The following is a 24369-nucleotide window of genomic DNA, read 5'->3' as shown; positions in this document are numbered from 1 at the left end:
GATAAAGGCCTGTGAATGCGTATGCAATGAAAAATTCAAAAACTTGAAAGCCTGATCCGATGCGGGCTGGGAAGGGCGGCTTGATTGGCGTATTGATGAAATAGGCCATAATTTCCAAGGGAGATATCATGGAACGCGAAAAGGGGCGGGGGGAGCGGGCACGCCCGGCCGAGAAGCCGGCGGGTGCCGTCACGGCCCAGGATGTGGCCAATTTTGTCGGCGTTTCCCAGGCAACGGTGTCGCGCGCATTCACGCCGGGCGGAAAAGTGTCGGCGCCGTTGCGTGAACGGGTGATGACGGCGGCGCGGGAGTTGGGGTACCAGCCCAACATCCTGGCCCGCGGCCTGACCAGCGGCCGGTCCAATCTGGTCGCCATGCTGATCGAGGCGCGGACCAACCTGCTTTATCCCGAACTGCTTTATGAGGTCAGCGAGCGGCTGGCCGAGCAGGGATATCACGTGCTGCTGTTTACCACCGGCGCCGACCGTTCCATCGCCGATGTCGCCGACCGTATCCTGTCGCACCGTGTCGACGCGGCCCTGACCACGGCCGCCATTACGGCCGAACTGGCGGAACGGTTCGATGAACGGGGCATTCCGCTGGTGCTGTTCAACCGCGTGCTGGAGGCGCAGGCATCCGCCATCTGCTGCAATTACCGGGAGGGCGCGCGCTCCATGGTCGGGCGGCTGCTGGCGGGCGGACATCGGCGGTTCGGGATCATTTCCGGTCCTTCCAGCTCTTATATCGGGGAAGAGGCGGTGGCCGGTGCCGTGACGCGGCTGGCCGCCGCCGGCATCGATGACCCCGTCATTGTCCGGCTGCCCTATGTCTATAGCAGTGCCGGGCCGGCGCTGGATCAGGTGAAGGCGGCCATGGGCGGGCTGCCCGACGCGCTGGTCTGCGTCAATGACGCGGTGGCGCTGGGCTGCATAGACCGGCTGCGGGCGGAGGGGATTGGCGTGCCGGACAAGGTTTCGGTGACCGGGTTCGGCGTGGTCAATCCCGCCCAGGGGCTGAATTACCAGCTTACCTTCACCCGCCAGCCTGTGGAACGGATGGTGGCTGCCGCTGTGGATCTGCTGCTGGCCCGGATTGAGGACCCGACCCTGCCGGCAGAGCAGCGCTTCTTCTTCGGGGAGTTCCAGGCCGGTCGCACGGCACGGCTTGGTTAGCATGCGAATGCATGAACTATATATATGATATTAAAAGGAAAAATGAGTATATTCAAGAATCTTCCGGAATTTTGATGCAATATCATTGCATGCGCAGTCATTTCAGATTAGCGTTCAAGCCATCGCAGTGATAAATGCCGAATGGCGAACAGAGGGGACTTCGGGGATGTATAATCAGATGAACGCTTCCATCCAGACCAGCCGCCGCGCCCTGCGCAGCCGTTGGCTGGCTGGCCTTTCGGGTCTGGCGCTGACGATACCGGCGGTTCCGGTGCTGGCGCAGTCCCAAGATGGCGCGTCGTCCGGCATTGTGCTGGAGGAAATCATCGTGACGGCGCAACGCCGGGCGGAGAACCTGCAGGATGTTCCCGTGTCGGTAAGCGCATTCACCGCCGCCGCCATGGAAGAGCGTGGCCTGACCGATATTTCACGCCTCGAAGGGGCGGTGCCGGGCTTCAGCTTCGCCCGGTCGGGCAGCGACGCCCGCCCGTCGATGCGGGGCGTGCGCACCGACAATGTCGCCATCAATGGCGATACCACCATCGGCTTCTTCATCGATGGCATCTACCAGTCGCGTTCCAGCCAGGCCATGGCCGGCTTCGTGGATATCGCACAGCTGGAAGTGCAGCGCGGCCCCCAGGGCACGCTCTATGGCCGCAACACGTTCGGCGGCAACATCGTGCTGACGACGCAGGCGCCTGAACTGGGTGTGCTGGAGGGGGGCGCCGACCTGACGCTTGGCTCCTATGGCAAGATCAAGACCGAGGGCTTCATCAATGTGCCGCTGGGCGAAAACGCCGCCTTCCGCGTGGCCGCCCTGCGCGATGAAAGCGATGGTTGGGTGAAGAACGACAATCCCGCCGGCAGCAACCTGTTCGATGATGACAGCAAATATGTGCGCACCTCGTTCAAGGTGGAGCCGGCGGAGAATTTCACCCTGACGGCACGGGCCGATTACAATGAGCAGGGTGGGGCCGGCGGTTCGGCCTTCGGCTACAAGCAGCGCGGCACCTATGTCTATGGCCAGACCTGCCAGCCATTGTTCAATGCAACACCCGTACTGGTGAATGGCCGACCCGGCAACCGCGACGGCATCGCCGATTGCACGACGTCGGCCGGTGTCGGCGTCGATCTGGGCGTGCCTATCTACAAGTTCGACGATCCCTATCGCATCGACACCGATTACAAGACCTTCCTGGATCTGGAGAAATGGTCCACCTCACTGGATCTGGCCTATGAACTGGACGGGGTAACCCTGAAGTCCATCACCGGCTATGTCGATTTCGAGGCGGTGCGCACGGCGGACAGCGATTTTTCCGGCAATACCGTCGCCATCGACGCCTCGCTGACCGCCGCCAAGACCTTCAGCCAGGAAATTCAGGCCTTGTCCAACGGTGACGGGCCGCTGAAATGGGTCACGGGCCTGTATTATTTCCATGACAAGCTGGAAGGCGCATTCATCAACCAGCAATTCGCGCGCATCATTCACACGCCCAACGGTGTGCTGAATCTGCCCCCGGCGTCGGGTGGTACCTATGACGCACAGCGTGCGACCACCAAATCGCTGGCCGGTTACGCCCAGGCCTCCTATCAGGTGATGGAGAGGCTGAACCTGACCGCCGGCGGCCGGTACACCCGCGACCGCAAGGATTTCGCCTTCGCCAATGCCAGCCTGATCCTGCCGCTGCTGACCAGCCCGACGGGCGTGCAGACGCCGGATACCAGTGCCATCACACTGGACATGCTGCGCCGTATTCCCGACAGCTCGTTCGGCACGCGCGGCACCACCAACTGCACCTTCGCTGGTGCGGCCCCCGGCTTCGCCTGCGCACCCTACAACACCAATGTGCTGACGGGGGCCTCATACAATCCCAAGAACTTCAAGGAATTCACCTATCGTCTGGCTGCCGACTACGAGGTGGCCGACGATCACATGCTCTATGCTTCCTATTCCACGGGCTTCCGTTCCGGCGGCTTCAATTCCGGTCAGGCGGCGGCGGGTCTGGCCCCCACCTTCGATCCGGAAACGGTCAAGGCGCTGGAGGTCGGGTCCAAGAACCGCTTCCTGGATAACCGCCTGCAGCTCAACCTGTCCTTCTATTACAACTGGTACAGCGACCTGCAGGAACAGCGCGCCGTGCCGGTGGGCGGTTCCACCATTTCCGGTGTGTTCAACGCCGCCCGCGCCCGCACCTATGGCCTAGAGACGGAACTGCAATGGCAGGTCACTTCCGATTTCAGCCTGACCGGCACCCTGTCGCTGATGGATGCGGAATATACGCGCTTCCCCGATACGCCGCTCTCCTTCGGTACGACACTGTTGCTGCCCAACGGTACCCGCATCTTCGCGCCTGGCTATGATTGTGGCCTGGTGGCAGGCACGACGGGCACCTATGGCTGCGACCTGTCGGGCAAGGAAATCCCGCACCAGCCGAGCTGGACCGGCTCCGTCACCGCCAAATACGGGATGGATGTGGGGAGCGAGGGCCGGTTGACGCCGCTGGCCACCGTCACCTTCTCCGATGGCTATTACGGCACGCCGTTCAATTCCCCGATGGATTACCAGAAGGGCTACGCCAAGATCGACCTGCGCCTGATCTGGGATGTGAACGACCAGTATCGCCTGCAGGCCTTCGTGGACAATGTCACCGACAAGGCCGTCGCCAACCGCTACGTCTATGGCGCCGGTGCCCTGCAGGCCAGCTACGCTCCGCCGCGCCTGTGGGGTTTCAAGGGCAGCGTCCGCTTCTGATCTCCAACCTTATGGGGCGGTCCGCTGGCCGCCCCGTTTCCTTCCTCAACACGGCCCACCGGAGGGCCCGAACCTGATGTCCATTCCCGATGCGGCCTCCCTGTCCGCCCGCCTGGTCCGCTATGCCGACCTGCGCCCCTGCACGACGGCCTTCATCGATGCCCGCACGCCGGGATCGAACCGGAAGGAGAATTTCACCATCATCGGTCCGGGCGTGGCCGAAAACCCCGACCAGCATGTCCATATCGGCGAACCGCACGGTTTCAATATCGGTGGTGCGCGGCAGCCGCCACATTGTGTGAATTCACAGCACAGCCATGAAACGGCGGAGGTGTTCGCCGTCTTCTCCGGCACCTGGGCCTTCACCATGGGCGTGGACAAGAAGGACAGCACCATCATCCTGAAGCCGGGCGATGTCATTTCCATTCCAACCAACTGCTTTCGTGGTTTCGAGAATGTGGGGACCGACACGGGGTTCCTGTTCGCCGTACTGGGCGGGGACGATCCCGGCCGCGTGACCTGGGCACCCGACGTGATCGAGCGCGCACGCGGTCACGGGCTGGTGCTGCTGGAAAATGGCGCGCTGGTGGATACGGCTGCCGGGCGCACCGTGCCACCGGGTATGCGACCCGTGCAGCCACTGCCGGCGGAAGCCCTGTCCAGCTTCGACCGGATCGATACCATCGCCCTGGAAACCTGTGTCGTGCGTGCCGACCGTGCCGTGCCTCAGGTTGCCGGTGCCGGTATGCCGGAGGCGGCTCTGATCGGGCCGGACGCTCCGCTGTCCGGGCCGCACGGTTTCATCCTGCGCCGCCTGGTCCTGACGCCCGGCGACGGCACCGACCTTCATGCACGGGCGGAGGTGGAGGTGCTGTTCGTGATGTCCGGGACGGCGGCTTTGCGCTGGGACGGCGGCGAACTGCATCTGGGGCCGGGCGACACGTTCAGCGTGCCAAAGGGCCTGATGCACAGCCTGCACCAGCAGGGCCAGGACGATTGCATCCTGCTGGCCGTGCGTGGCGGCGACACTCCGCTACCGGTTCTCGCGGCCTGATATCCGGCGCATGAATGAAAAGGAAAGGGGTGCGGCCGTCATGGCAGCACCCCTTTCCCGTTTGTCATTGCAGGGCGGCCGTGACATCCGTTGCCAGCCGGGCTGCCCCTTGTTGCAGGAACCCCTGGTCGGAGCCCAGCAGGAACAGGCTGGCACCCAGAGACCGCCAGTGCGGCAGTTCTGTCAGGTCGGGCGTGAACAGTCCGACCGGCTTACCCGCCCTCTTCGCCGCCGCGCAGATATGGTTGCAGGCTGCCAGCACTTCCGGCGCCTTCGGGTCCAGCAGACCCAGCGAGATGGTCAGGTCGATGCGGCCGATGAACAGGGCATCGATGCCCGGCGTGCCGGCGATTTCGTCCAGATGGTCCAAGGCTTCGGCATCCTCGATCTGAGCGATGGCGCAGGCGGCTTCCGTTGCCCGCTGGAAATGCAGGGGCAGGGGGCGACGGCCCAGATCGGCCGATCTGGTATGACCGGCAAAGCCACGCCCCCCCGGCCCGAACCTTGTCCAGCGGGCGGCGTCGGCCGCTTCCCGCCCATTGCGGATATGGGGCAGCAGCAGGGCGTCGGCCCCGCTGTCCAGGGCTGACAGGATATGTTCCGGTGTGGCCGCCTGCGGTCGCACGATGGCGGGCTTGCCGACGGCCCGCAGGACCATCAGCGCCTGATCCAGGCTGGCGCGGTCGAACGGTCCATGTTCGGCGTCCAGCACCAGACAATCCAGCGGGCTGCCGCCCAGCACTTCGATATTCTGCATCGACGGGATCTTGCAGAAGCAGCCGGTCAGAAGGTCGCCCCTTTTCAGGCGTGCATGGAAAGCATCATCGCTCATGGATTGGCTCCGGTCAGGAAGGGGCGGATTGCGGCGGCCAGCGCCTCGGGGCGTTCCAGGGGGGCCATGTGGCCGACACCGCCGGTAACCACCAGCCGGGCGTCGGGCAGACCGGCGGCGATCTCCTCGTGCCGGTCCACCGGGCACAGCGCATCATGTTCGGCCGCCAGGACCAGGGTGGGGCAGGTTATGGCGGGCAGCAGCGGGCGGGCATCGGCCCGGTCGCGCAGGGCGCGCATCTGCCGGGCGAAGATATCTGCGCCCATCTCCACCCCCATGGACAGCACGAGGGCGGCCAGATCGGCGCGGTGGACAAAATCGGGCCCGAAATAGAACGGCAGCATCTCTTCGCGCAGCAGGCGGGACAGGTTCCCGGTGCGGGCTTCGCCCACCTGCCGGTCACGGATCTCCCGGCGATGGTCGGGGTCGGGCCGGGCTGTGCTGTTCAGGATCAGCAGATGGCTGACCCGTTCCGGCGCGCGGGCGGCCAGATGCAGGGCGACGATGCCGCCCATGGAATAGCCGGCCAGGGCGAACCGTTCCGGCGCATCGGCCAGCACCCGGTCGACCATCGCATCGATATTGTCATCCCGTGTCAGATCGGCCGTGACGCTATGCGCGATGCCCTTCATCTCCAACGCCAGCCCGGCCCATAATCGCGCATCGCACAGCAGGCCGGGCAGCAGGATCAGGGGCGGGATGGTCATCGGCTTTTCCTTCCGGGATGTTCACCCCAGCCGGGCCGACCCTCCCTGGATCAGTTCCCCGGCATAGAGGCGGGTTTCAGGTTCCATGTCCGGCGTGTCGATGCGCTCCATCAGCATCTGCACGGCGGCTTCCGCCATGCGCCGTACAGGCTGGCGGATGGTGGTCAGGTCATAGGACAGCCAGCGGGCGGTGCCGGCCCCGTCGAACCCGACGATCGACACCTGTTGCGGCACCGACAGCTTGTAGTGATGGCGGGCCGCATCCACGGCCCCGATGGCCATGGCATCGTTGGCGCAGATCACGGCATCGGGCGGTCCCGCCAGCATCTCCACCAACTGCCCGAATGCTTCTCCACCGCTTTCATAGGTATAGGCGCCGCGTGCCGCGGCCACCTGGTCCAGCCCGTGCTGGCGCAGCCGGGCCAGGGCGCTTTCCATGCGTTCCACGCTGACGGCATTGTCGGCGGGGCCGCTGATCAGGCCGAAACGGCGATGGCCGGCCTTGACCAGGCGATCCACCAGCCGCCTTTCACCGTCGGCATGATCCACGCTGACGGCGGTGACGGCGCAGTCGGGCAGTACGCGATTATACAGCACCAGGGGTACGCGACGGGTGGCGAACTCTCCCACCTGCTCGGCCGACAGTCGGGCGGCGCTGATGACGCCGTCCACCTGATAGCGCCAGAGCTGCTCCATCGCAGCACCGATCTCCGCCTCGCTTTCCAGCGCGAACAGCAGCACGCGGGAGCCGGAGGCCGAAATACGCCGCGACAGTTCGAACAGCACCTCCGGGTAGATCAAATTGGTCGCCTGCCCGATCATCAGCCCGATCAGGTCCGACCGGCGGGTGATCAGGCTGCGGGCGATGGCATTGGGCTGGTAGCCCAACTGCGCCGCCACTTCCAGCACCCGCTGTCTGACATCCTCGGAGATGCTGGCCCCGGATGTGAAGGCCCGGCTGACGGAACTCTGGCTGACATTGGCCATCCGCGCCACGTCATAGGAGGTGGCGCGGCGGTTGCCCATGTCCGGCAAGGTTTCCGCCACCGGCTGCATGACCCTGTTCTTAGGCGGCCTTCCCGCCATATCGTTCCACCCTGATGTCTGCCTGCGCCTTGTGCCCGGCAAAGCCCTCCAACGCGCACAGGCGCGAGCAATATTCCCCGATCAAGGCCGATGCTGCCGGGGTGAGGACACGCTGGTAGGTGCAGGTCTTCATGAATTTACCAACCCAGAGACCACCGGTGTAGCGCGCCGCCTTGCGCGTGGGAAGGGTGTGGTTGGTTCCGATCACCTTGTCGCCATAGGAAACATTGGTCATGGCCCCCAGGAACAGGGCGCCATAATTGGTCATGTTGGCCAGGAAATAGTCCGGGTCGCGCGTCATGACCTGGACATGCTCCGATGCGATCTCGTCAGCGATGGCCACCATCTCCGCCTCATCCGCAGCCAGGATCACCTGGCCATAAACCTCCCAGGCCTTGCCGGCGATGGCGGCGGTGGGCAGGGTCTGCAATTGCCGCTCGATGGCCGCCAACGTGTCATGGGCCAGCTTCTCCGAATTGGTCAGCAGCACGGCCGGGCTGTTATAGCCATGTTCGGCCTGGCCCAGCAGGTCGGTGGCGCAAAGCTCCCCATCCACGCTGTCATCGGCGATGACCAGGGTTTCTGTCGGCCCGGCCAGCAGGTCGATGCCGATACGGCCGAAAAGCTGGCGCTTGGCCTCCGCGACAAAGGCGTTGCCGGGGCCGACGATCATGTCCACGGGGGCCACGCTGGCCGTGCCCAGCCCCATGGCGCCGATGGCCTGCACGCCGCCGAAGCTGTAGATTTCATCCGCGCCGGCCATGTCCATGGCGACGACGATGGCCGGGTTGGGCTTGCCCTGATAGGGCGGGGCGCAGGCGATGACGCGCTTCACGCCTGCTACCTTGGCCGTCACCACGCTCATATGCGCCGATGCCACCAGCGGATACTTGCCGCCGGGGACATAGCAGCCGACGGAGTTCACCGGCAGGTTCCTGTGGCCCAGCACGATACCGGGCAGTGTTTCCACCTCCACGTCGCGCAAGGCGTCGCGCTGCACCTGGGCGAAATTGCGGATCTGGGTCTGGGCGAAGCGGATATCGGCGATCGTCTGTTCCGACAGGGTGGCATAGCAGGCGTCGATCTCCGCCCGGCTCAGCCGGAAATTCTCCGGCGCCCAATTGTCGAACTTCTGCGAATAGCGACGGACGGCTTCATCTCCCTCGGCGGTGATCTCCGCCAGGATGCCTTCCACCGTCGCCCGCACCTTGGCGTCGTCGGACGCCACCATCTCCGGCTCTGCGCCCTGCTTCAGCCACCGCGCCATGACCCTGCTCCCTTCCTGTTCAGTTTTCCGGCAGCCGCCGGTACGGATCGGGTGGAGCCTATAAAGGAATGAATGCGTATGCAATATGGATTAATGGCTTTATAAGCGAATTTTTTCACTTTCAATCCGCAGTGAAAGCCGTCTATATCGGCTTTGGATTGCATTCGCATACATAGTGCATTCGCATACATAGTGCATTTGCATACACAAGGTGAGGTGACGCATGTCCATCCCTCCGCAGGATCCGCTGGCGGCCTACCGCCTGGAAGGGCAGGTCGCTCTGGTCACCGGTGCCGGACGAGGGATCGGCCGCGCCTGCGCCTTGCTGCTGGCGGCGGCCGGTGCGCGGGTGGTGGCCGTGGCGCGAACGGCTGCCGATCTGGACGAACTGGCCGCTGCGGCGCCCGCGGGCGGTATCGATCCCTGGGCGATGGATGCCACCGACCCGGCCTTCATGGCGCGGGTGGAGGAAATGGACCGGCTGGACATCCTGGTGAACAATGTCGGCGCCAACCGGCCACAGCCTTTCACGGACGTGACACCGGAAACCCTGGACCATCTATTGGGTCTGAATGTGCGCACGGCCTTCCTGGTCGCACAATCCGCAGTGCGGGCGATCAGACGCGGCGGCCGGGGTGGCTCGATCGTCCATGTCTCTTCCCAGATGGGGCATGTCGGTTCCCCCAACCGCACTGTCTATTGCATGACCAAGCATGCGCTGGAGGGGCTGAACAAGGCCATGGCCGTGGAACTGGCGCCGGCGGCGATCCGGGTCAATTCCGTCGGGCCGACTTTCATCGAAACGCCGATGACGGCGCCCATGCTGAACGATCCTGCCTTCCGTGATTTCGTGCTGAACCGCATTCCCCTGGGCAGATTGGGTCAGGGCAGCGAGGTGGCGCAGGCCGTGCTGTTTCTGGCCAGCCCCGCCGCCAGCCTGGTTACGGGGGCGGCCCTCCTGGTCGATGGGGGGTGGACAGCGCAATGATGGCTGCGTTGAGGCCCGTGCCCTGACGCGGACGCAGGATTCATGTCGCCATGGCCTGGCTTCACGCGGCATTTGCCGCGCGGCGGCGGTCGCCGCCGCAGCGGTTTCCAGTCAAGGGAAAACCGCTGGCAGCCAGCATGGCGTTGATCGTGGTCAGCGGCCATGCTGCCCCTAGCGCCGGTACTGAACAGGAGCGACCGCATCAACCCTGCGCAATGCGGGCATAGCGGCCGTCGACATAGACCAACGGGTCGGGCTCGCCGTCCGTAAACACCTCCACGACGTCACCGATGAATATTCCGTGCGTGCCGTGCTCCACCTGCTTGACGTTGCGGCAGACAATGCTGGCCTGCGCGCTGGCCAGGCGGGGGACGGACAGGGCGGCCTCGCGCCAGTCCCCTTCGGCGAAACGCGCCTCGCCCTTCGCCTGCCCGGCGCATAGCCGGGCGATGCGTTCGTGATCATGGTGCAGGATGTTGATGGCGAACGGCGCACCGGCCGCCAGCACGGGGTGCAGCGAGGCGGACCTGTTGACACAGATCAGCATCGAACAGGGATCGAAGCTGATCTCGCTGACCGCCGTGGCCGACATGGCATGGCGGGTGCCTTCATGGGCGGCGGTGATGACGACGACCGCTTTCGCCAGCCGGCGAAGAGCCATCTTCAACAGATCGGGGATAGTGTCTTGGGTCATGGCGGGTTCCCGGCAGCCGGTCATGCCGGCATGGGTTGAAGAAAGGATGCTGCTGCCAGTCCCCGCCGCGTCAGGATCCCCCGGCATTCTCCGGATAGGCGCGGGCGAAGTTCTGGGCGATGGACGCGCGGCTTTTCAGGATGTGTTCCCGCATCAGCCGTTCGGCCGAGGCGGCGTCGCGGGCGCGAATGGCGGCCAGAATCTCCTCGTGGTCCCGGCAAGAGCGGCGCATGTCCCCGCTTTCGAACAGGCGGCTGACGCGCGAGACGTTCTGCAGCCGCCGCTCTGAATCGAAGATCAGCGGCAGGCGCTGGGTCTGCGCAATGGTAGCGGCCAGCATCTGGTTGTCGGCCGCGGCGATCAGCAGCCTGTGGAAATGGAAATTCAGGTCGAAGCAGCGCAGGCTTTCTCCTTCCCCCCAGACCGTGCTGAAGGCGACCCGCCCCATTTCCGCGACATTGTCCAGCAGCGCCGTCTGCGTCTCCCCGTCCAGGCCCTTGGCGGCGGCGATGTGGCAGACCATGCCTTCCAGCATGGCGCGAACCTCGAAAGCATCCAGGATGTCCTTCAGGCTGAAGCGACGGACGACGTAGCCGCGGTTGGGGGAATAGATCACGAGCTGTTCGCGCTGCAAAAGCTTCAGCGCCTCGCGGACCGGGGTGCGCGAGGTGCCGGTCAGGTTGCCGATGACCTGTTCCTGGAGATGCGTGTCGGGCGGGAACTCGCCATTGACGATGCGCTTGCGGATCCATGCTGCCACGGCCTCGCCCCTCGTGCCCGTCCCCGGTTCGATCATCTGTTCCTCGTGGCAGCGCGGGCGATCCCGCCGGGATTGTATAAGCGCGTGGGCCGGGTCGTTCAATCGGCGGCACAGCGCCCCGGGCAAGGGCGGCCATCATTCATCACGTTTCCAGGTCACGGCGCCGGAATGGGTGACGGCGCCCAGATGGGCGGGGCCGACCGTGGCCCGGTATTTCTCCAGCAATCCGCCCAGCCGGGGCCGCTGTCTGGCAGGTGTGGTGGACCGGCGTTCGGCCAGTTCCGCCGACGGCAACTCGATATCCAGCCGTTGCTCGCCTGGCCGGGCGTCGATGCTGACGATATCGCCATTGCGGATGAAGGCGATGGGCCCGCCATCCGCCGCTTCCGGGCAGACATAGCCGATGCACAGGCCCCGTGTGGCGCCGGAGAAGCGGCCGTCGGTGATCAGCGCCACCTTCTCCCCGTTGCCCTGGCCATAGAGCAGGGCGGTGATGCCCAGCATCTCCCGCATGCCGGGGCCGCCGCGCGGACCCTCGTTGCGGATGATGATGACGTCGCCGGGCCGGTAGGCCATGGATTTCACGGCCTTCAGGCATTCCTCCTCATTCTCGAACACACGGGCGGGGCCGCGATGGGTCAGCGTCGTCAGCCCCGCGACCTTCAGCAAGGCCCCCTGGGGCGCCAGGCTGCCCTTCAGCACGGCCACGCCGCCCGTGGGGGCAAGGGCATCCTGCGTACCGCGCACCACCTGCCCGTCGGGGGCGGGGGCGCCTTCCAGTTCCTCTGCGATCGTGCGGCCGGTGATGGTCAGGCAATCACCATGCAGGTAACCGCCGGCCAGCAGCGCCTTCAGGATCACCGGCGCGCCGCCGGCATGGAAGACATCCAGCGCCAGGAAGCGGCCGCCGGGCTTCAGATCGGCGATCAGCGGCGTGCGGGCGAACACCGCGGCCACGTCGTCCATGGTGAAGGACAGGCCGGCTTCATGCGCGATGGCCGGCAGATGCAGGGCGGCGTTGGTCGATCCGCCCGTGGCGGCCACCAGGGCGCAGGCATTTTCGACCGACCGGCGGTTGACGATGTCGCGGGGCAGGGGGCCGTCGCCGGTCACGGCCGCCATCAGCGCGCGGGCACCGCGCCGGGCCAGCGGTGCGCGTTCGGAGAAGATGGCAGGCACCATGGAGGAACCGGGCAGGGCCAGGCCCAGCGCTTCGGACACCATGCCCATGGTGTTGGCCGTGTACTGGCCGGCGCAGGAACCGGGGGCAGGCAGGCAGGCCCGTGCCATGGCTTCCAGTTCCGATACGGGCTCCGTCCCGGCCAGCACCTTGCCGATCATCTCGTAGGTGTCGACGATGTTGACGTCGCGCCCGTGCCGGCGGCCGGGCAGGGCGGACCCGCCATAGAGGAAGACGGAGGGCACGTTGCAGCGGACCATGCCCATGATGATGCCGGGAATGTTCTTGTCGCAGCCGCCGATGCCGAAAATCCCGTCCCATTGATGGCCGCGCACCGTCGCCTCGACGCTGTCGGCGATCAGGTCGCGGGAGATCAGGGAGAAGCGCATGCCGGAATGCGCCACCGACAGGCCGTCGGACACCGAGACGACGGGGCATTCATGCGGCGTGCCGCCATGGGCATGGATGCCCGTCTTCGCATGCTGGGCCTGGGCCTGCAGGGTCAGGTTGCAGGGGCTCATCTCCCCGCCGGTATGGATGACGCCGATATGCGGCCGGGCGATATCCTCGTCATCCTGGCCCAGGGCATAGAGGAAGCTGCGTGTCGTCGTTCGGACGATGCCGCTGGTGATGGTGGCGGAGCGGTAAGGCGGCTTGGCCAAGATGGTGCCTTTCTCAGACGATGCCGTCCAGCGGCCTTCCGGCGTGGAAAGCCAGGATGCTGGTAACGACATGGTCGAGCATGGCCAGGCGCGCATCGCGCGTGGCCGAGCCGACATGCGGCGTCAGCAGCAGGTTGGGGGCGGCCAGCAGGGCGGGCGACACATCGGGCTCGGTATGGAAGACATCCAGTGCCGCGCCGGCCAGACGCCCTTCGGTCAGGGCGGCTGCAAGGGCTGCTTCGTCCACGATGCTGCCGCGCGCGATATTGACCAGCATTCCGGCGGACCCCAGGGCGTCGATGACAGCCCGCCCGACAAGTCCTGCCGTTTCCGGTCCGCCGGGCAGGGCGATGATCAGCAACTCCGCCCACCGCGCCAGATCGACGGGCGTGTCGAAGCGGGGATGGGGGCTGGCGGCGGCCGGGCGGCGTGCATGGTAGGCGATGTCCATGCCGAAGGTCCCGGCCCGGGCGGCGATGGCCTGTCCGATCCGTCCGAAACCCAGAATGCCGACCCTCCGCCCCCGCGCGCCGCGGCCCAGCGGCAGGGGACCCTGCCGCCAGTGTCCCGTCCGCACGAAAGCGTCGGCACCCGCCGTGCCGCGCAGCAGGGTCAGGACCTGCCATATCGCCAGGTCGGCGACGTCATCGGCCAGGACCGCGCCGGAGGCGGTGACCATGATGCCCCGCGCCCGCGCCTGTTCCAGGTCGATAAGGTCGGTGCCCGCGCCGAAATTGGCGATCAGCCGCAGGTTGGGCAGGCGGGCCAGCAGGTCGGCCGATGCGCCCCGCATCGCATGGGTGATCAGGCACTCCACCCCGGCCCCCTGTGCTGCAAGCCAGGCATCCCCGTCCGGCAACGCATCCAGGATGGGGACCGGGTGGCCCAGCCGGTCGGCGGGCTGCTGCGGGACGGGCAGACGCGCCGTCTGCAGGATGATCCGGTCAGGCATGGCGGCGGTCGATCTCCATCCATGCATCCATGTCCATGATGCTGGTCAGGGTCTGGAAGGCGGGCAGCGGCCCCTCGTCGGCGAATTCGCCCCGGCGGAGTGCGGCCAGCGTCCGTTCGAACAGCCCCACCATGCGCAGCAGCAGGGTGGCCGGGTAGAGGATGATGGAAAAACCCAGCTCGCGATATTGTTCCGGCGTCAGCACGGGCGTCCGCCCGCCCTCGGCGGCGTTGACGATCAGCGGCACCGTGAATGACCGGCCGATCCGCTCCAGTTCCTCTACCGACGTCGGCGCCTCCACGAACAGGGCATCGGCCCCCTGGGCGATATAGCGGTGACCGCGGTCGATGGCGGCGTCCAGCCCTTCGACCAGGCGCGCGTCGGTGCGGGCGATAATGGCCAGGTCCGGCCGCCGCCGGGCCGCCACGGCCGCCGCGATCTTCTTTTCCGCCACCGTTACCGGCACCACTTCCCGCGTCACGGCGGCATGGCCGCATTTCTTGGGGCTGACCTGATCCTCCAGCACCAGGGCGCTGATGCCCATCTCCTCATAGGTGCGCAGTGTGCGTACCACGTTCTTGACGTCGCCATAGCCGTCATCGCCATCGACGATCAGCGGCAGGCCGGTGGCAGCGGCGATGTCGCGGACGGCGGTGCTGATCTCGCCGAAGCTGGCCAGGCCCAGGTCGGGCAGGCCGGTGCGGCAACCGATGATGCCGAAGCCGCCGATGGCGGCGGCGGCAAAGCCGGCGCGCTCGATCATCCGGGCCGACAGCGCATCATGCGCCACCGGCAGCAGCAGCGGCTTTTCGCGGGCCAGCAGGTCAGCGAGCGGGGTGAAACAGGTCATGCCGTTCTTCCTTCCACCTTGTAGACCCAGGGGCGGCGCACGGCGTCGGCGGCCTGGAAGGCCGCGATCTGTGGCTCGCGCTTGCGGGTTGCGTCGATGGCGTCCAAGCCCTCCAGCAGCCTCTCGCGCTGCAGGTCCGGAATGTGGAAGCCGTATTCCCGGCCCGAGGGCGACCGGATGACCTGCCGCGACAGATCGACTGTCATGATGCAGGCCTCTGGCGTGATCTCCGCCGCCAGGGTGCTCACCGCGTCTTCCGGCAGGGCGATGGGCGCCACGCCGTTCATGTAGCAGTTGCTGGTGAAGATGGCGCCGAAGCTGGGGGCGATAACGGCGCGGATGCCAAAGTCCCGCAAGGCCCACACCGCGAATTCCCGCGAACTGCCGCAGCCGAAATTGGTGCCGGCCAGCAGGAACCTGGTTTCGCGGAACGGCGGCCGGTTCAGGATGAAGTCGGGATTTTCGCCCCCGCCGGGCAGATAGCGCCAGTTGAAGAACAGGCCCTCGCCAAACCCCGTCTTCTGTACCTTCATGCCGGTATGGCCCGGCGTGATCTGGTCGGTGTCGATGTTGTTGCGCATCAGGGCGGCGGCGACGCCGGTCTCGACGACAAAAGGCTTCATGCTCATGGGTCAATTCCCCTCCGTTGGGGCAAGGTCCCGCGCATCGGCAATGCGGCCGGCGATGGCGGAAGCGGCCACGGTCACGGGACTGGCCAGGTGCGAGCGGACATGCGGCCCCTGCCGGTCCTCGAAATTGCGGTTGGTGGAGGCGATGACGCGGGCATCACGGGGAAAGCTCTCCCCGCCTGTCGCGCCGCTCATGCACAAGGAACAGCCGGCTTCGCGCCACTCGAACCCGGCTTGCCTGAAGATCAGGTCCAGCCCCTCCGCCTCCGCCTGCAGCTTGGTGGCGGTGGAGCCGGGGACACAGATGGCCGTGACGCCGTCCGCCACCTTGCGGCCCTTCAGGATGGCGGCGGCGGCCCGCAAATCGTCGATGCGGCTGTTCGTGCAGGAGCCGATGAAGGCGCCGCTGATGGGCAGGCCCTTCACAGCGTCGCCTGGCGCGATCTCCGCGTAATCGGCCGCCCGCTGGCGGGAATGGCGGGCAACCGCTTCGGCGGCGTCCTGCGGATCCGGCATTACGCTGCCGATGGCGATGCTGTGTTCCGGACTGGTGCCCCAGGTGACCTGGGGTTCCAGGGTGGAACAATCCAGCTCATATTCCATGTCGTAGACGGCATCCGGGTCGCTGGCCAATGTGCGCCAATAGGCAACGGCGATGTCCCAGTCGTCCCCCTTCGGTGAGAATTCACGGTCCTTCAGATAGGCGAAGGTGATCTCGTCCGGGGCCACTGTTCCGGTGCGACCGCCGAACTCCACCGCCATGTTGCAGAGCGTCAGCCGACCATCCATGGGCAGCGATCGCACGGCTTCCCCTGCGAACTCGATGGCATAGCCGGTGCCGCCATTGGCTGTGTACTTGGCGATCAGGGCCAGGATCATGTCCTTTGCATGGACGCCCGGTGCCAGCTTGCCTGTGAAATTGACGCGCAGGGTCTTGGGCTTGGTCAGGATGGCCGTCTGGGTGGCCAGCGCATGCTCGCTGTCGCTGGACCCCACGCCCCAGGCGAAGGCGCCGACGGCGCCGACGGTGCAGGTGTGACTGTCGCCGCAGATGAAAGTCATGCCGGGCAGGATGGCGCCCAGTTCCGGGGCGATGACATGCACGATGCCCTGGCGTGGATCGTCCAGGCCGAAGAAGCGGATACCGTGCGGCCCGATCCGTTCGGTGAACTCCCGCAGGAAGTCGTTTCCGCCCGGCATGCGCGTGGTCATGCCGCGGCCGGGCACGGTTTCCAGCACATGGTCGACGGTGCCGAAGGTCAGTTCCGGGTTGCGGACCGTGCGTTGGCGGCTGTCGATCTCCTTCAGCGACACCGCCCCGCTGACCTCGTGCAGGAAATGGCGGTCGATATGGATGAGGAAGGCGCCATCGCCGAGATCGGCGACAACGTGGTCATCCCAGATTTTCTCGAAGAATGTTCTTGCCATGAGGGCGACTCCGGGTAGGGGCCGGGAGAGGAAGGGCGGGCGCAGAAGGGAATGGGCTGGACGATCCGCGTCCTTTCCGGACCACAGGATCGCTGTGGACGGTCCGGGCAAACGGGTAAGCGGATATCGGGCCGGGAAGGGATGCCAGTGATGGGCATCCGCGCGTCGAGATATGTATGCGTGTATACAATTTGGCTGTCAAGCGGTGTTCGCGACCCCGGCGGGAGATTGTTTTCATCTTCCGCAGACGGCCTCTCCCATCCTTTGGCATTGACCGAGCGGCGATTTGGCGAATAGCTGTGGCCCCATGCATGACATGTCGCAGCGTGCCCGCATGGGGATGGGCCCGCATGGGGATGGGCCCGCATGGGGATGGGCCCGCACGGGGATGGGGATGAAGGACACGACGGAAACGCTGGCGGCTCCGGTTGCCGCCGCCGCGGATCAGCCATCACAGGCCAAGGCTCCCCGGCGCAGCAGGGGCGTGAAACGGGTCGAAGCCTTGCTGGCGGCGGCCGAGCAGCTTTTCGCTGAAATCGGCTATGGCGCGACCTCAATGAATGCCATCGCTCAGCGTGCCGGTGCGCCGGTAGGGTCGCTCTACCAGTTCTTTCCCAGCAAGGTGGCGGTCGGCGGCGCCCTGGTGGACCGTTACGCCGCCGACCTGCAGCAGGCTTGGCGGCAAGCCTGCATGCAGGTGCCGCGCAGGGACTGGCCGGCCTTTGCCGATGCCCTGATCACGGCAACACTTGAGTGCATAGGCCGCCATCCGGCTTTCGCCACGCTGGACGAGGCGCAGGCCCAGGTCCATCTCCGCCCCGAATCCCAGGGCGAGTTCGAGGTTGAACTGATGAAGCTGGTTGCCGCCACGGCTGGGGAAGAACCGGACGAGCGGCATCGGCTGGTTGCCATCGTCGCCCTGCAGATCCTGAAATCCGCCTATGCGCTGCACCGGCGGGGGGCGGGATCGCTTCAGGATGTCCGCGACGAGATCGCCCTGATCATGAAATCCTATTTCCAGGCGAAGTTTGCGGATGCGTGACGGCGCCACCGATCGGGCTCAAAGTTTTGCGAGACATCACTCATAAAACATATTGTAGTTTCATGAGTGATCATTCATAAATCCTCCCAACGCAGATCCGGCCCCCAGCCGGACATCGGGAGGAAACATGATGCATCACCGCAGAAGTGTGGGCGGCTTGATCGTTGGGGCGCTTTTGGCGTCCAGCGCATCGGCCGTGGCCCAGAACGCGCCCGCAGCCAGCACCGACGAGCTGGTGGAAATCATCGTCACCGCGCAGAAGCGCTCCGAACGGTTGCGCGACGTGCCGATGTCGATCAGTGCGGCCACTGGCGACCAGTTGAAGCTGCAGGGCATCACCAACGCCGAACAGTTGGACAAGCTGGTGCCCGGCTTCACCTTCCAGCGCACCGTCTATGGCCTGCCGGTCTTCTTCCTGCGCGGCATCGGCTTCAACGACACCACACTGGGCGTCAGTCCCGGTGTGTCCGTCTATATCGACCAGCAGCCCCTGCCCTTTTCCGCCATGACGCGCGGCGCCATGCTGGACCTGGAACGGGTGGAGGTGCTGAAGGGCCCGCAGGGAACCCTGTTCGGGCAGAATTCCACGGGCGGTGCCATCAACTACATCGCGGCCAAGCCGACCGATGACCTGCAGGTGGGGGCGGAAGCGTCCTATGGCCGCTTCAACGCGCTGACGGGGGAGGCCTTCATCAGTGGCAACCTCGCGCCCACCCTGACGGGCCGTCTGGCCGTGCGGGGCGAGCGCCAGGATGACTGGCAGCAGGGCTACACCAACGGCGACAGTATCGGCAAACGGCGCTTCATCAACGGCCGCGCCACGCTGGCCTGGGAGGCGACTGACACTATCCGTGCCGAACTGGTCCTGTCCGGATGGCGCGACACGTCCGACACGCAACAACCGCAGACGGTGGCCTATACGCCGCTGGTGACGGGACCCACCGCCCGGCCCCTGCCGTTCCCGCTGGCCACCTTCCCCACGGCACCCGACAACCCGCGCGCTGCGGCCTGGGACCCGGGTGTCGATTTCGCCCGTGACGACCGGCTCTACCAGATCGCCGGCCGGATCGACGCCGATCTGACCGAGGATGTCTCCCTGTCGTCGCTCACCTCCTACGCGCATTATCGGCAAAGCATACCGCTCGACCTTGACGGCACCACATACCCCTCGGGACGCAGTGATGACCGGGGCCGCATCCGCACCTTCTCACAGGAACTGCGCCTGAACGGTACGGCGGGCCGGGGCGTGCGCTGGATGATCGGCGCCAATTATCAGGATGACAGCGTCTTCGAGCGCCTGGAACTCAACCCGCTGATCACGTCGGGCACGGCGGTCGGCCCCATGGTCTTCGACGAGGTCTTCGTCGACAATGATCAGGAGATCAAGTCGAAGGGGATCTTCGGCAGCCTCGATGTGCCGCTGGCGGACAGCCTGGTGCTGCAAGGGTCCGTCCGCTATACCGACCAGGATCGGGATTTCGGCGGCTGCGTCCGCGATACCGGCAATGGCCAGATCTCGGCCGCCCTCGGGCTGCTGGGCACATTGATCAGCGGTCAGCCGCAGACGGTGCCGCTGGGCGGTTGCGGCACGCTGGGGCCGGCCGGTGTGCCGTTGCCCCTGGTCACCGGTTCGCTGAACGAGGACAACCTGTCCTGGCGCGGCAGCCTGAACTGGAATGTCGACAGTAGCAGCCTCGTCTATGCCAATGTGACGAAGGGCTACAAGTCGGGCAGCTTCCCTACCCTGCCGGCTTCCGCCTCCGTGCAGCTTGCGCCGGTGCCGCAGGAATCCGTGCTGGCCTTCGAGGCCGGCACCAAGCTGGCTTTCGGTCGCGCCGTGCAGGTGGAGGCGGCAGCATTCTACAGCCGCTATACCGACAAGCAGCTTGTCGGCTTCCTGGTCGATCCCGTGTTCGGCCCGCTGCCCAGCCTGGTGTCCATCCCCAGGAACCATATCCAGGGCGGGGAGATCACGGCCACCCTGCGTCCGGTGGACGGGCTGATCATCGCGGCCAGCGGCACCTATGTCGACACGCAGGTCGATCGCAACCCGATCAATCCCACCGGCCCCTTCGGCACGCCGGCCGATTTCGAGGGCCAGCGCTTCCCCTACACGCCGCGTTGGCAGGGCAGCGTCGATGCGCAATACGGCTTCCCCGCCTTTGACGGGTTCGACGGTTTCATCGGCGGCACCCTGACCGCCCGCAGCAACACGACGGGCACCCTGCTCAGCGGTGATCCGGCCGTCGCCGCGCTGGAAGACAAGCTGAAGATCGCCGGCTATGCCCTGATCGACCTGCGTGCCGGGATCGAGGCGGAAGATGCGCGCTGGCGGCTTGAACTGTGGGGCCGGAACATCACGAACCGCTTCTATGTCGGCGGCGTGTCCCGCAATTCCGACTTCACCACCCGCTTCGCCGGCGCGCCCGCCACCTATGGCGTGACCCTGCGCTACCGGTTCCAGTGACATGGCCGGCAAGCGCAAGCGGACCGCCGGTTTCAAACCCAAGACCAGCCTTCCCATGGAGACCAGAATGTCGCTTACCTTCGATATCGCCCAGACCATCGTCAGCAACGCCGTCAAGGCCGGTGCCGGTCAGGGCGTGAATGTCGCCGTCGTCGTCGTTGACCGTGCCGGCCGCGTCGTCGCGTCGGGCCGCAGCGAGGCCGCCGGCTTCGTCAATCTGACCGTGGCCGAGCGCAAGGCCGTCGCCTCGGCCAGCTTCGGCGCGCCCACGCTCGCCGTGCTGGAGATGGTGAAGGGTGACCAGATCCTGCTGTCCTCGGTGATGGGCGAGACGAGCCTGTCCATCCTGCCCGGTGGCATGCCGATCACCCTGGACGGTCAGCCGGTGGGTGCGGTCGGCATTGCCGGCGCGCATTATTCCCAGGATCATGCCATCGCGGAAACCGTGGTCGGACGTCTGTCGCAGGACTGACGCGCGCTTTGCGGGCACCCGTCGGCGCCGTCCGGGCGCCGACTCCTTCCACCGTCTCCATGGGAGCAGCCAGCCATGAGCAAACCCGCCGATCGCCATGATTGTGCGACCACCGGCCCCCTGTTCAGCCGGAACAAGATGAAACTGGGCGTCTTCGGGCTCAACGTGTCGAGTGCCGGGGCGATCACCACCTCGCCCGACCGCCACCGCATCAGTTGGCCGCAGAATGTCCGTCTGGTCCGTATGGCCGAGGAGGCCGGCATCGAGGCTGCCGTGCCGTTCGCCCGCTGGCGCGGCTTCGGTGGTGCCACCAACCCCTGGGGCGAAAGCTTCGAAACCTTCACCTGGGCCGCCGGCCTGGCCGCCGTCACCAGCCGCATCGCCCTGGTCTGTACCGTCAACATGATGACGATGCCGGTAGTGGCCGCCGCCAAGCAGGTATCGACCATCGATCACATCTCCAATGGCCGCGCCGTGATGAATGTCGTGGCCGGCTGGATGGAAACGGAAATGAAGATGTTCGGCGTCGGTGCCCTGGGCCATGCCGAGCGCTATGCCCAGGGTGCCGAATGGATGGAGGCGCTGACCAAGCTGTGGACGCTGGACGAGCCCTTCGACCTGCATGGCAAATACATGACCGTCGAGGGTGGGTTCCAGCTGCCGAAATCGGTGCAGACGCCGCGCCCGCCCTTGATGAACGCTGCCTTCTCCGCCACTGGTCACGCCTTTGCCGCCCGCTGGGCCGACATCGCTTTCATCTCCCCCAATCCGGACAAGCCGGAAAGTGCCGTGGAGCAGGTGGCGGCGCTGAAGGCGAAGGCTGCCGAGCAGGGACGGGACATGCAGGTCTGGGTCGCCACCAGCATCGCCGGCGCGCCCACGTCGGAAGCGGCGCGCGCCTATGTGGAACATTACAGCGGCGCCCTGATCGACCGGGAGGCAGTGGAAAACTTCACCCGTCTGATGATGGGCGGCACAAACATGCCCGACGAACAGAAGGCCGTCATGCTGCGCCATGTCGCGGCCCATATCGGCGGCTATCCCCTTGTCGGTTCCTACCAGGAGATTGCCGATAAGATCGGTGCGCTGGCCGACGCGGGTGTTGACGGGCTCTGTCTGACCTGGATGGATTACGAGCGGGGCCTGCCGGACTTCATCGGCAATATCCTGCCCCTGATGGAGAAGGCCGGGCTGCGCCTGCCGGCCGGGACCGGAGCGGATGCATGATGGACTTCGCGGACAAGGTCGTCGTCGTTTCCGGCGGCATGGGTGGCATCGGCCTGGAGATATGTGAACTGTTCGGGGCGGCCGGTGCGCGCGTCGTCGCCGTCGACCGCCGCAAGGACAGGGACGGTTCTGTAGAGGGCGGCTTCCGCCAGCGCGGGCTGGACGTCCGCTTCCGGGCGGTTGATGTCACCAGTGCCCTGCAGGTGTCCACGCTGGGCCAGCATATCCGCACGCAGTACGGGCGGGCGGATGTGCTGATCAACAATGCCGGCATCCTCAGCTTCTCTCCGCTTCTGGCTGCCGATGCCAATGAATGGGACCGGGTGCAGAAGGTGAACTGCAAGTCGGCCTTCCTGATGATCCGCGCGATTGCCCCCCTGATGCAGGGGACCGGCGCCATCGTGAATGTCTCCTCCTCCGCGGCGCAGAAGCCGACGGCAAACACCGCCGCCTATTCCATCGCCAAGGCCGGGTTGCTGACCCTGACCCAGATCGCGGCGCTGGAGCTGGGGCCCGGCATCCGGGTCAACGCCATCTGCCCCGGCCCCCTGGACACGGACATGCCCCACAATTACCTGCGGGGCCATCCCATGAAGGATCAGATCATGCGGGACATGATCGACCGCACCGTGGTGAAGCGGCTGGGCCATCCCAAGGAAATCGCGAAAGCCATCGCGTTTCTGGCCGGCGATGCCGCCTCCTACGTCACGGGTGCCGTCCTGTCGGCTGATGGCGGCTTCATGAACTGAGCATCCCTCTCGTTTGAGCGGCGCGGGATGGACGGGGGCGAAGGCTCGTCTCCGAAGGCGGCCGGCTGCGCCCGAGGTGTGCCCGATCAGGAAAGGTCAAGGATATGGATTACGGTCCCCGGTCCATCGAAGAACTACGGCGTCTCCAGTTGGAGCGCCTGCGCTGGACCGTCGAACATACCTGGCGCAACGTCGCTTCCTTCCGTGCGGCCTGCGCGTCGACGGGGGTGGAGCCCACGGATATCCGCACCCTGTCGGACGTGGCGCGCCTGCCCTTCACAACGAAAAGCGACCTGCGGGCGGCCTATCCGTTCGGCCTGTTCGCGGTGCCGGAAACGGAGATTGTGCGTATCCATGCCTCTTCCGGCACGACCGGAACGCCGACCGTGGTCGGTTATACGAGGCAGGATATCGACACCTGGGCCGGGTTGGTGGCCCGCTCCATCCATGCGGCGGGCGGGCGGGCGGGAATGCGGGCCCATATCGCCTATGGCTATGGGCTGTTCACAGGCGGGCTGGGCGCCCATTACGGGGCGGAGGCGCTGGGCTGCACCGTCATCCCCATGTCCGGCGGGCAGACCGAGAAGCAGGTGAAGCTGATCCAGGATTTCCGGCCGGATATCATCATGGTGACGCCCAGCTACATGCTGGCCATCCTGGACGAATTCCGCCGGCAAGGCATCGACCCACGCAGTTCGTCGCTGCGCGTCGGCATTTTCGGGGCCGAGCCCTGGTCGGAACCCATGCGCCGGGAGATCGAAACCGCCTTCGACCTGACCGCTGCCGACATCTACGGCCTGTCGGAGGTGATGGGGCCGGGCGTGGCGCAGGAGGTGCCGGGCACCCCCGGCCTCACCCTCTGGGAGGATCATTTCCTGCCGGAGATCGTCGATCCGCAAACGGGCGAGCCCCTGCCGGACGGGGCCGAGGGGGAACTTGTCCTGACCTCGCTGTCCAAGCAGGCCTTTCCCATCATCCGCTACCGCACGCGCGACCTGACGCGGCTGCTGCCGGCCGACGGGCTGCCCTATCGCCGCCTGGCCAGGATCGTCGGCCGGTCCGACGACATGCTGATCATCCGCGGCGTGAATGTCTTTCCCACCCAGGTCGAGGAGCAGCTGCTGAAATGCGACGCCTTCACCCCGCATTTCGTCATCGAGATCACACGGCCGCAGCGCATGGACGAGGTCAGGGTGCAGGTCGAGCCGCGACCGGGGGTCGATGCCGCGCAGGCTGAACGTCAGGCAGCGGTGCTGGCCGGCCTCATCAAGGAGAATATCGGCGTCACGGCACGGATATCGCTGTGCCCGCCGGGCGGCCTCGCCCGCTCACAGGGCAAGGCGTCGCATGTGCGGGATCTAAGACAAGACCGGTGAACGGAAGGTTGGAGGGGGGGGGA

Annotated in this window: 21 protein-coding genes; 10 read left to right on the top strand and 11 right to left on the bottom strand. The window is 65.9% G+C overall.

Features of this window, described 5'->3' with window-relative positions; genetic code table 11:
- The first annotated feature begins 128 nt into the window (after positions 1 to 128).
- The 3 genes from ACM9LZ_RS08970 (at position 129) to ACM9LZ_RS08960 (ending at position 4978) form a co-directional block, all read left to right on the top strand.
- Entirely contained in the window at positions 129 to 1172 is a 1044-nt protein-coding gene (locus ACM9LZ_RS08970; protein WP_416619044.1) for a LacI family DNA-binding transcriptional regulator, read from the top strand.
- A 178-nt stretch (positions 1173 to 1350) separates the two neighbouring features.
- Positions 1351 to 3924, top strand: coding sequence for a TonB-dependent receptor (locus ACM9LZ_RS08965; RefSeq protein WP_416619043.1), 2574 nt, complete (start codon positions 1351 to 1353; stop codon positions 3922 to 3924).
- Between the two features lie 76 nt (positions 3925 to 4000).
- Positions 4001 to 4978, top strand: a complete 978-nt coding sequence (locus ACM9LZ_RS08960) for a cupin domain-containing protein (protein WP_416619042.1) — start codon at positions 4001 to 4003, stop codon at positions 4976 to 4978.
- Positions 4979 to 5042: 64 nt separating this feature from the next.
- On the opposite strand, the gene ACM9LZ_RS08955 is transcribed toward ACM9LZ_RS08960, so the two are convergent.
- The 4 genes from ACM9LZ_RS08955 to hisD are packed head-to-tail and all read right to left on the bottom strand — an operon-like array spanning position 5043 to position 8870.
- Positions 5043 to 5810: an HpcH/HpaI aldolase family protein gene (locus ACM9LZ_RS08955; protein ID WP_416619041.1), complete on the bottom strand. Its 768-nt coding sequence runs from the start codon at positions 5808 to 5810 to the stop codon at positions 5043 to 5045.
- Positions 5807 to 6517, bottom strand: a complete 711-nt coding sequence (locus ACM9LZ_RS08950) for an alpha/beta fold hydrolase (protein ID WP_416619040.1) — start codon at positions 6515 to 6517, stop codon at positions 5807 to 5809. The genes ACM9LZ_RS08955 and ACM9LZ_RS08950 overlap by 4 nt, the downstream gene beginning before the upstream one ends.
- A 21-nt stretch (positions 6518 to 6538) precedes the next feature.
- The gene (locus ACM9LZ_RS08945; RefSeq protein ID WP_416619039.1) at positions 6539 to 7573 is read right to left on the bottom strand and encodes a LacI family DNA-binding transcriptional regulator; all 1035 of its coding nucleotides are present in this window, start codon (positions 7571 to 7573) and stop codon (positions 6539 to 6541) included.
- Positions 7574 to 7583: 10 nt separating this feature from the next.
- Complete coding sequence (gene hisD / locus ACM9LZ_RS08940) at positions 7584 to 8870, bottom strand: histidinol dehydrogenase (RefSeq protein ID WP_416619038.1); 1287 nt, start codon at positions 8868 to 8870, stop codon at positions 7584 to 7586.
- Positions 8871 to 9093: 223 nt separating this feature from the next.
- Between hisD and ACM9LZ_RS08935 the strand changes: the two genes are divergently transcribed.
- Positions 9094 to 9858 (top strand): SDR family NAD(P)-dependent oxidoreductase, encoded by a 765-nt coding sequence (locus ACM9LZ_RS08935; protein ID WP_416619037.1) that lies wholly within the window; start codon positions 9094 to 9096, stop codon positions 9856 to 9858.
- A gap of 202 nt (positions 9859 to 10060) precedes the next feature.
- Here the strand turns inward: ACM9LZ_RS08935 and ACM9LZ_RS08930 are convergent, their stop codons facing one another.
- The 7 genes from ACM9LZ_RS08930 to leuC form a co-directional block, all read right to left on the bottom strand.
- Positions 10061 to 10552 (bottom strand): flavin reductase family protein, encoded by a 492-nt coding sequence (locus tag ACM9LZ_RS08930; protein WP_416619036.1) that lies wholly within the window; start codon positions 10550 to 10552, stop codon positions 10061 to 10063.
- A 70-nt stretch (positions 10553 to 10622) separates the two neighbouring features.
- Positions 10623 to 11348 carry a GntR family transcriptional regulator gene (locus tag ACM9LZ_RS08925; RefSeq protein WP_416619035.1) on the bottom strand — a complete coding sequence of 242 codons (726 nt, stop codon included), beginning with the start codon at positions 11346 to 11348 and terminating at the stop codon, positions 10623 to 10625.
- Positions 11349 to 11447: 99 nt separating this feature from the next.
- On the bottom strand, positions 11448 to 13154 hold the full coding sequence (gene ilvD / locus ACM9LZ_RS08920; RefSeq protein ID WP_416619034.1) for a dihydroxy-acid dehydratase: 1707 nt from the start codon (positions 13152 to 13154) through the stop codon (positions 11448 to 11450).
- Between the two features lie 13 nt (positions 13155 to 13167).
- Complete coding sequence (locus ACM9LZ_RS08915) at positions 13168 to 14106, bottom strand: NAD(P)-dependent oxidoreductase (RefSeq protein WP_416619033.1); 939 nt, start codon at positions 14104 to 14106, stop codon at positions 13168 to 13170.
- Positions 14099 to 14956: an isocitrate lyase/PEP mutase family protein gene (locus ACM9LZ_RS08910; protein WP_416619032.1), complete on the bottom strand. Its 858-nt coding sequence runs from the start codon at positions 14954 to 14956 to the stop codon at positions 14099 to 14101. The genes ACM9LZ_RS08915 and ACM9LZ_RS08910 overlap by 8 nt, the downstream gene beginning before the upstream one ends.
- A complete protein-coding gene (gene leuD / locus ACM9LZ_RS08905; protein WP_416619031.1) occupies positions 14953 to 15585 on the bottom strand; it encodes a 3-isopropylmalate dehydratase small subunit in 633 nt (210 codons plus the stop codon). The genes ACM9LZ_RS08910 and leuD overlap by 4 nt, the downstream gene beginning before the upstream one ends.
- Positions 15586 to 15588: 3 nt before the next feature.
- A complete protein-coding gene (gene leuC, locus ACM9LZ_RS08900; protein ID WP_416619030.1) occupies positions 15589 to 17013 on the bottom strand; it encodes a 3-isopropylmalate dehydratase large subunit in 1425 nt (474 codons plus the stop codon).
- A gap of 394 nt (positions 17014 to 17407) precedes the next feature.
- Between leuC and ACM9LZ_RS08895 the strand changes: the two genes are divergently transcribed.
- From ACM9LZ_RS08895 to ACM9LZ_RS08870, 6 genes are all read left to right on the top strand, one after another.
- The gene (locus ACM9LZ_RS08895; RefSeq protein ID WP_416619029.1) at positions 17408 to 18055 is read left to right on the top strand and encodes a TetR/AcrR family transcriptional regulator; all 648 of its coding nucleotides are present in this window, start codon (positions 17408 to 17410) and stop codon (positions 18053 to 18055) included.
- Between the two features lie 127 nt (positions 18056 to 18182).
- Complete coding sequence (locus ACM9LZ_RS08890) at positions 18183 to 20522, top strand: TonB-dependent receptor (RefSeq protein ID WP_416619028.1); 2340 nt, start codon at positions 18183 to 18185, stop codon at positions 20520 to 20522.
- Between the two features lie 67 nt (positions 20523 to 20589).
- Positions 20590 to 20994: a GlcG/HbpS family heme-binding protein gene (locus ACM9LZ_RS08885; RefSeq protein ID WP_416619027.1), complete on the top strand. Its 405-nt coding sequence runs from the start codon at positions 20590 to 20592 to the stop codon at positions 20992 to 20994.
- A gap of 75 nt (positions 20995 to 21069) precedes the next feature.
- A complete protein-coding gene (locus ACM9LZ_RS08880; RefSeq protein ID WP_416619026.1) occupies positions 21070 to 22221 on the top strand; it encodes an LLM class flavin-dependent oxidoreductase in 1152 nt (383 codons plus the stop codon).
- Positions 22218 to 22970: an SDR family NAD(P)-dependent oxidoreductase gene (locus tag ACM9LZ_RS08875; RefSeq protein WP_416619025.1), complete on the top strand. Its 753-nt coding sequence runs from the start codon at positions 22218 to 22220 to the stop codon at positions 22968 to 22970. Before ACM9LZ_RS08880 ends, ACM9LZ_RS08875 begins: the two co-directional genes overlap by 4 nt.
- Positions 22971 to 23074: 104 nt before the next feature.
- Positions 23075 to 24346, top strand: a complete 1272-nt coding sequence (locus tag ACM9LZ_RS08870; protein ID WP_416619024.1) for an AMP-binding protein — start codon at positions 23075 to 23077, stop codon at positions 24344 to 24346.
- Positions 24347 to 24369: the final 23 nt, after the last annotated feature.

The organism is Niveispirillum fermenti (assembly GCF_048066175.1).
GTDB lineage: Bacteria > Pseudomonadota > Alphaproteobacteria > Azospirillales > Azospirillaceae > Niveispirillum > Niveispirillum fermenti.
This window is presented reverse-complemented; position numbering and strand designations above follow the sequence as displayed.

What these genes read in the sequence shown, in the direction of transcription:
- ACM9LZ_RS08970 (WP_416619044.1), top strand. Translation starts at nt 129, where the DNA reads ATGGAACGCGAAAAGGGGCGGGGGGAGCGGGCACGCCCGGCCGAGAAG.
- ACM9LZ_RS08965 (WP_416619043.1), top strand. Translation starts at nt 1,351, where the DNA reads ATGAACGCTTCCATCCAGACCAGCCGCCGCGCCCTGCGCAGCCGTTGG.
- ACM9LZ_RS08960 (WP_416619042.1), top strand. Translation starts at nt 4,001, where the DNA reads ATGTCCATTCCCGATGCGGCCTCCCTGTCCGCCCGCCTGGTCCGCTAT.
- ACM9LZ_RS08955 (WP_416619041.1), bottom strand. Translation starts at nt 5,810, where the DNA reads ATGAGCGATGATGCTTTCCATGCACGCCTGAAAAGGGGCGACCTTCTG.
- ACM9LZ_RS08950 (WP_416619040.1), bottom strand. Translation starts at nt 6,517, where the DNA reads ATGACCATCCCGCCCCTGATCCTGCTGCCCGGCCTGCTGTGCGATGCG.
- ACM9LZ_RS08945 (WP_416619039.1), bottom strand. Translation starts at nt 7,573, where the DNA reads ATGCAGCCGGTGGCGGAAACCTTGCCGGACATGGGCAACCGCCGCGCC.
- hisD (WP_416619038.1), bottom strand. Translation starts at nt 8,870, where the DNA reads ATGGCGCGGTGGCTGAAGCAGGGCGCAGAGCCGGAGATGGTGGCGTCC.
- ACM9LZ_RS08935 (WP_416619037.1), top strand. Translation starts at nt 9,094, where the DNA reads ATGTCCATCCCTCCGCAGGATCCGCTGGCGGCCTACCGCCTGGAAGGG.
- ACM9LZ_RS08930 (WP_416619036.1), bottom strand. Translation starts at nt 10,552, where the DNA reads ATGACCCAAGACACTATCCCCGATCTGTTGAAGATGGCTCTTCGCCGG.
- ACM9LZ_RS08925 (WP_416619035.1), bottom strand. Translation starts at nt 11,348, where the DNA reads ATGATCGAACCGGGGACGGGCACGAGGGGCGAGGCCGTGGCAGCATGG.
- ACM9LZ_RS08915 (WP_416619033.1), bottom strand. Translation starts at nt 14,106, where the DNA reads ATGCCTGACCGGATCATCCTGCAGACGGCGCGTCTGCCCGTCCCGCAG.
- ACM9LZ_RS08910 (WP_416619032.1), bottom strand. Translation starts at nt 14,956, where the DNA reads ATGACCTGTTTCACCCCGCTCGCTGACCTGCTGGCCCGCGAAAAGCCG.
- leuD (WP_416619031.1), bottom strand. Translation starts at nt 15,585, where the DNA reads ATGAGCATGAAGCCTTTTGTCGTCGAGACCGGCGTCGCCGCCGCCCTG.
- leuC (WP_416619030.1), bottom strand. Translation starts at nt 17,013, where the DNA reads ATGGCAAGAACATTCTTCGAGAAAATCTGGGATGACCACGTTGTCGCC.
- ACM9LZ_RS08895 (WP_416619029.1), top strand. Translation starts at nt 17,408, where the DNA reads ATGAAGGACACGACGGAAACGCTGGCGGCTCCGGTTGCCGCCGCCGCG.
- ACM9LZ_RS08890 (WP_416619028.1), top strand. Translation starts at nt 18,183, where the DNA reads ATGATGCATCACCGCAGAAGTGTGGGCGGCTTGATCGTTGGGGCGCTT.
- ACM9LZ_RS08885 (WP_416619027.1), top strand. Translation starts at nt 20,590, where the DNA reads ATGTCGCTTACCTTCGATATCGCCCAGACCATCGTCAGCAACGCCGTC.
- ACM9LZ_RS08880 (WP_416619026.1), top strand. Translation starts at nt 21,070, where the DNA reads ATGAGCAAACCCGCCGATCGCCATGATTGTGCGACCACCGGCCCCCTG.
- ACM9LZ_RS08875 (WP_416619025.1), top strand. Translation starts at nt 22,218, where the DNA reads ATGATGGACTTCGCGGACAAGGTCGTCGTCGTTTCCGGCGGCATGGGT.
- ACM9LZ_RS08870 (WP_416619024.1), top strand. Translation starts at nt 23,075, where the DNA reads ATGGATTACGGTCCCCGGTCCATCGAAGAACTACGGCGTCTCCAGTTG.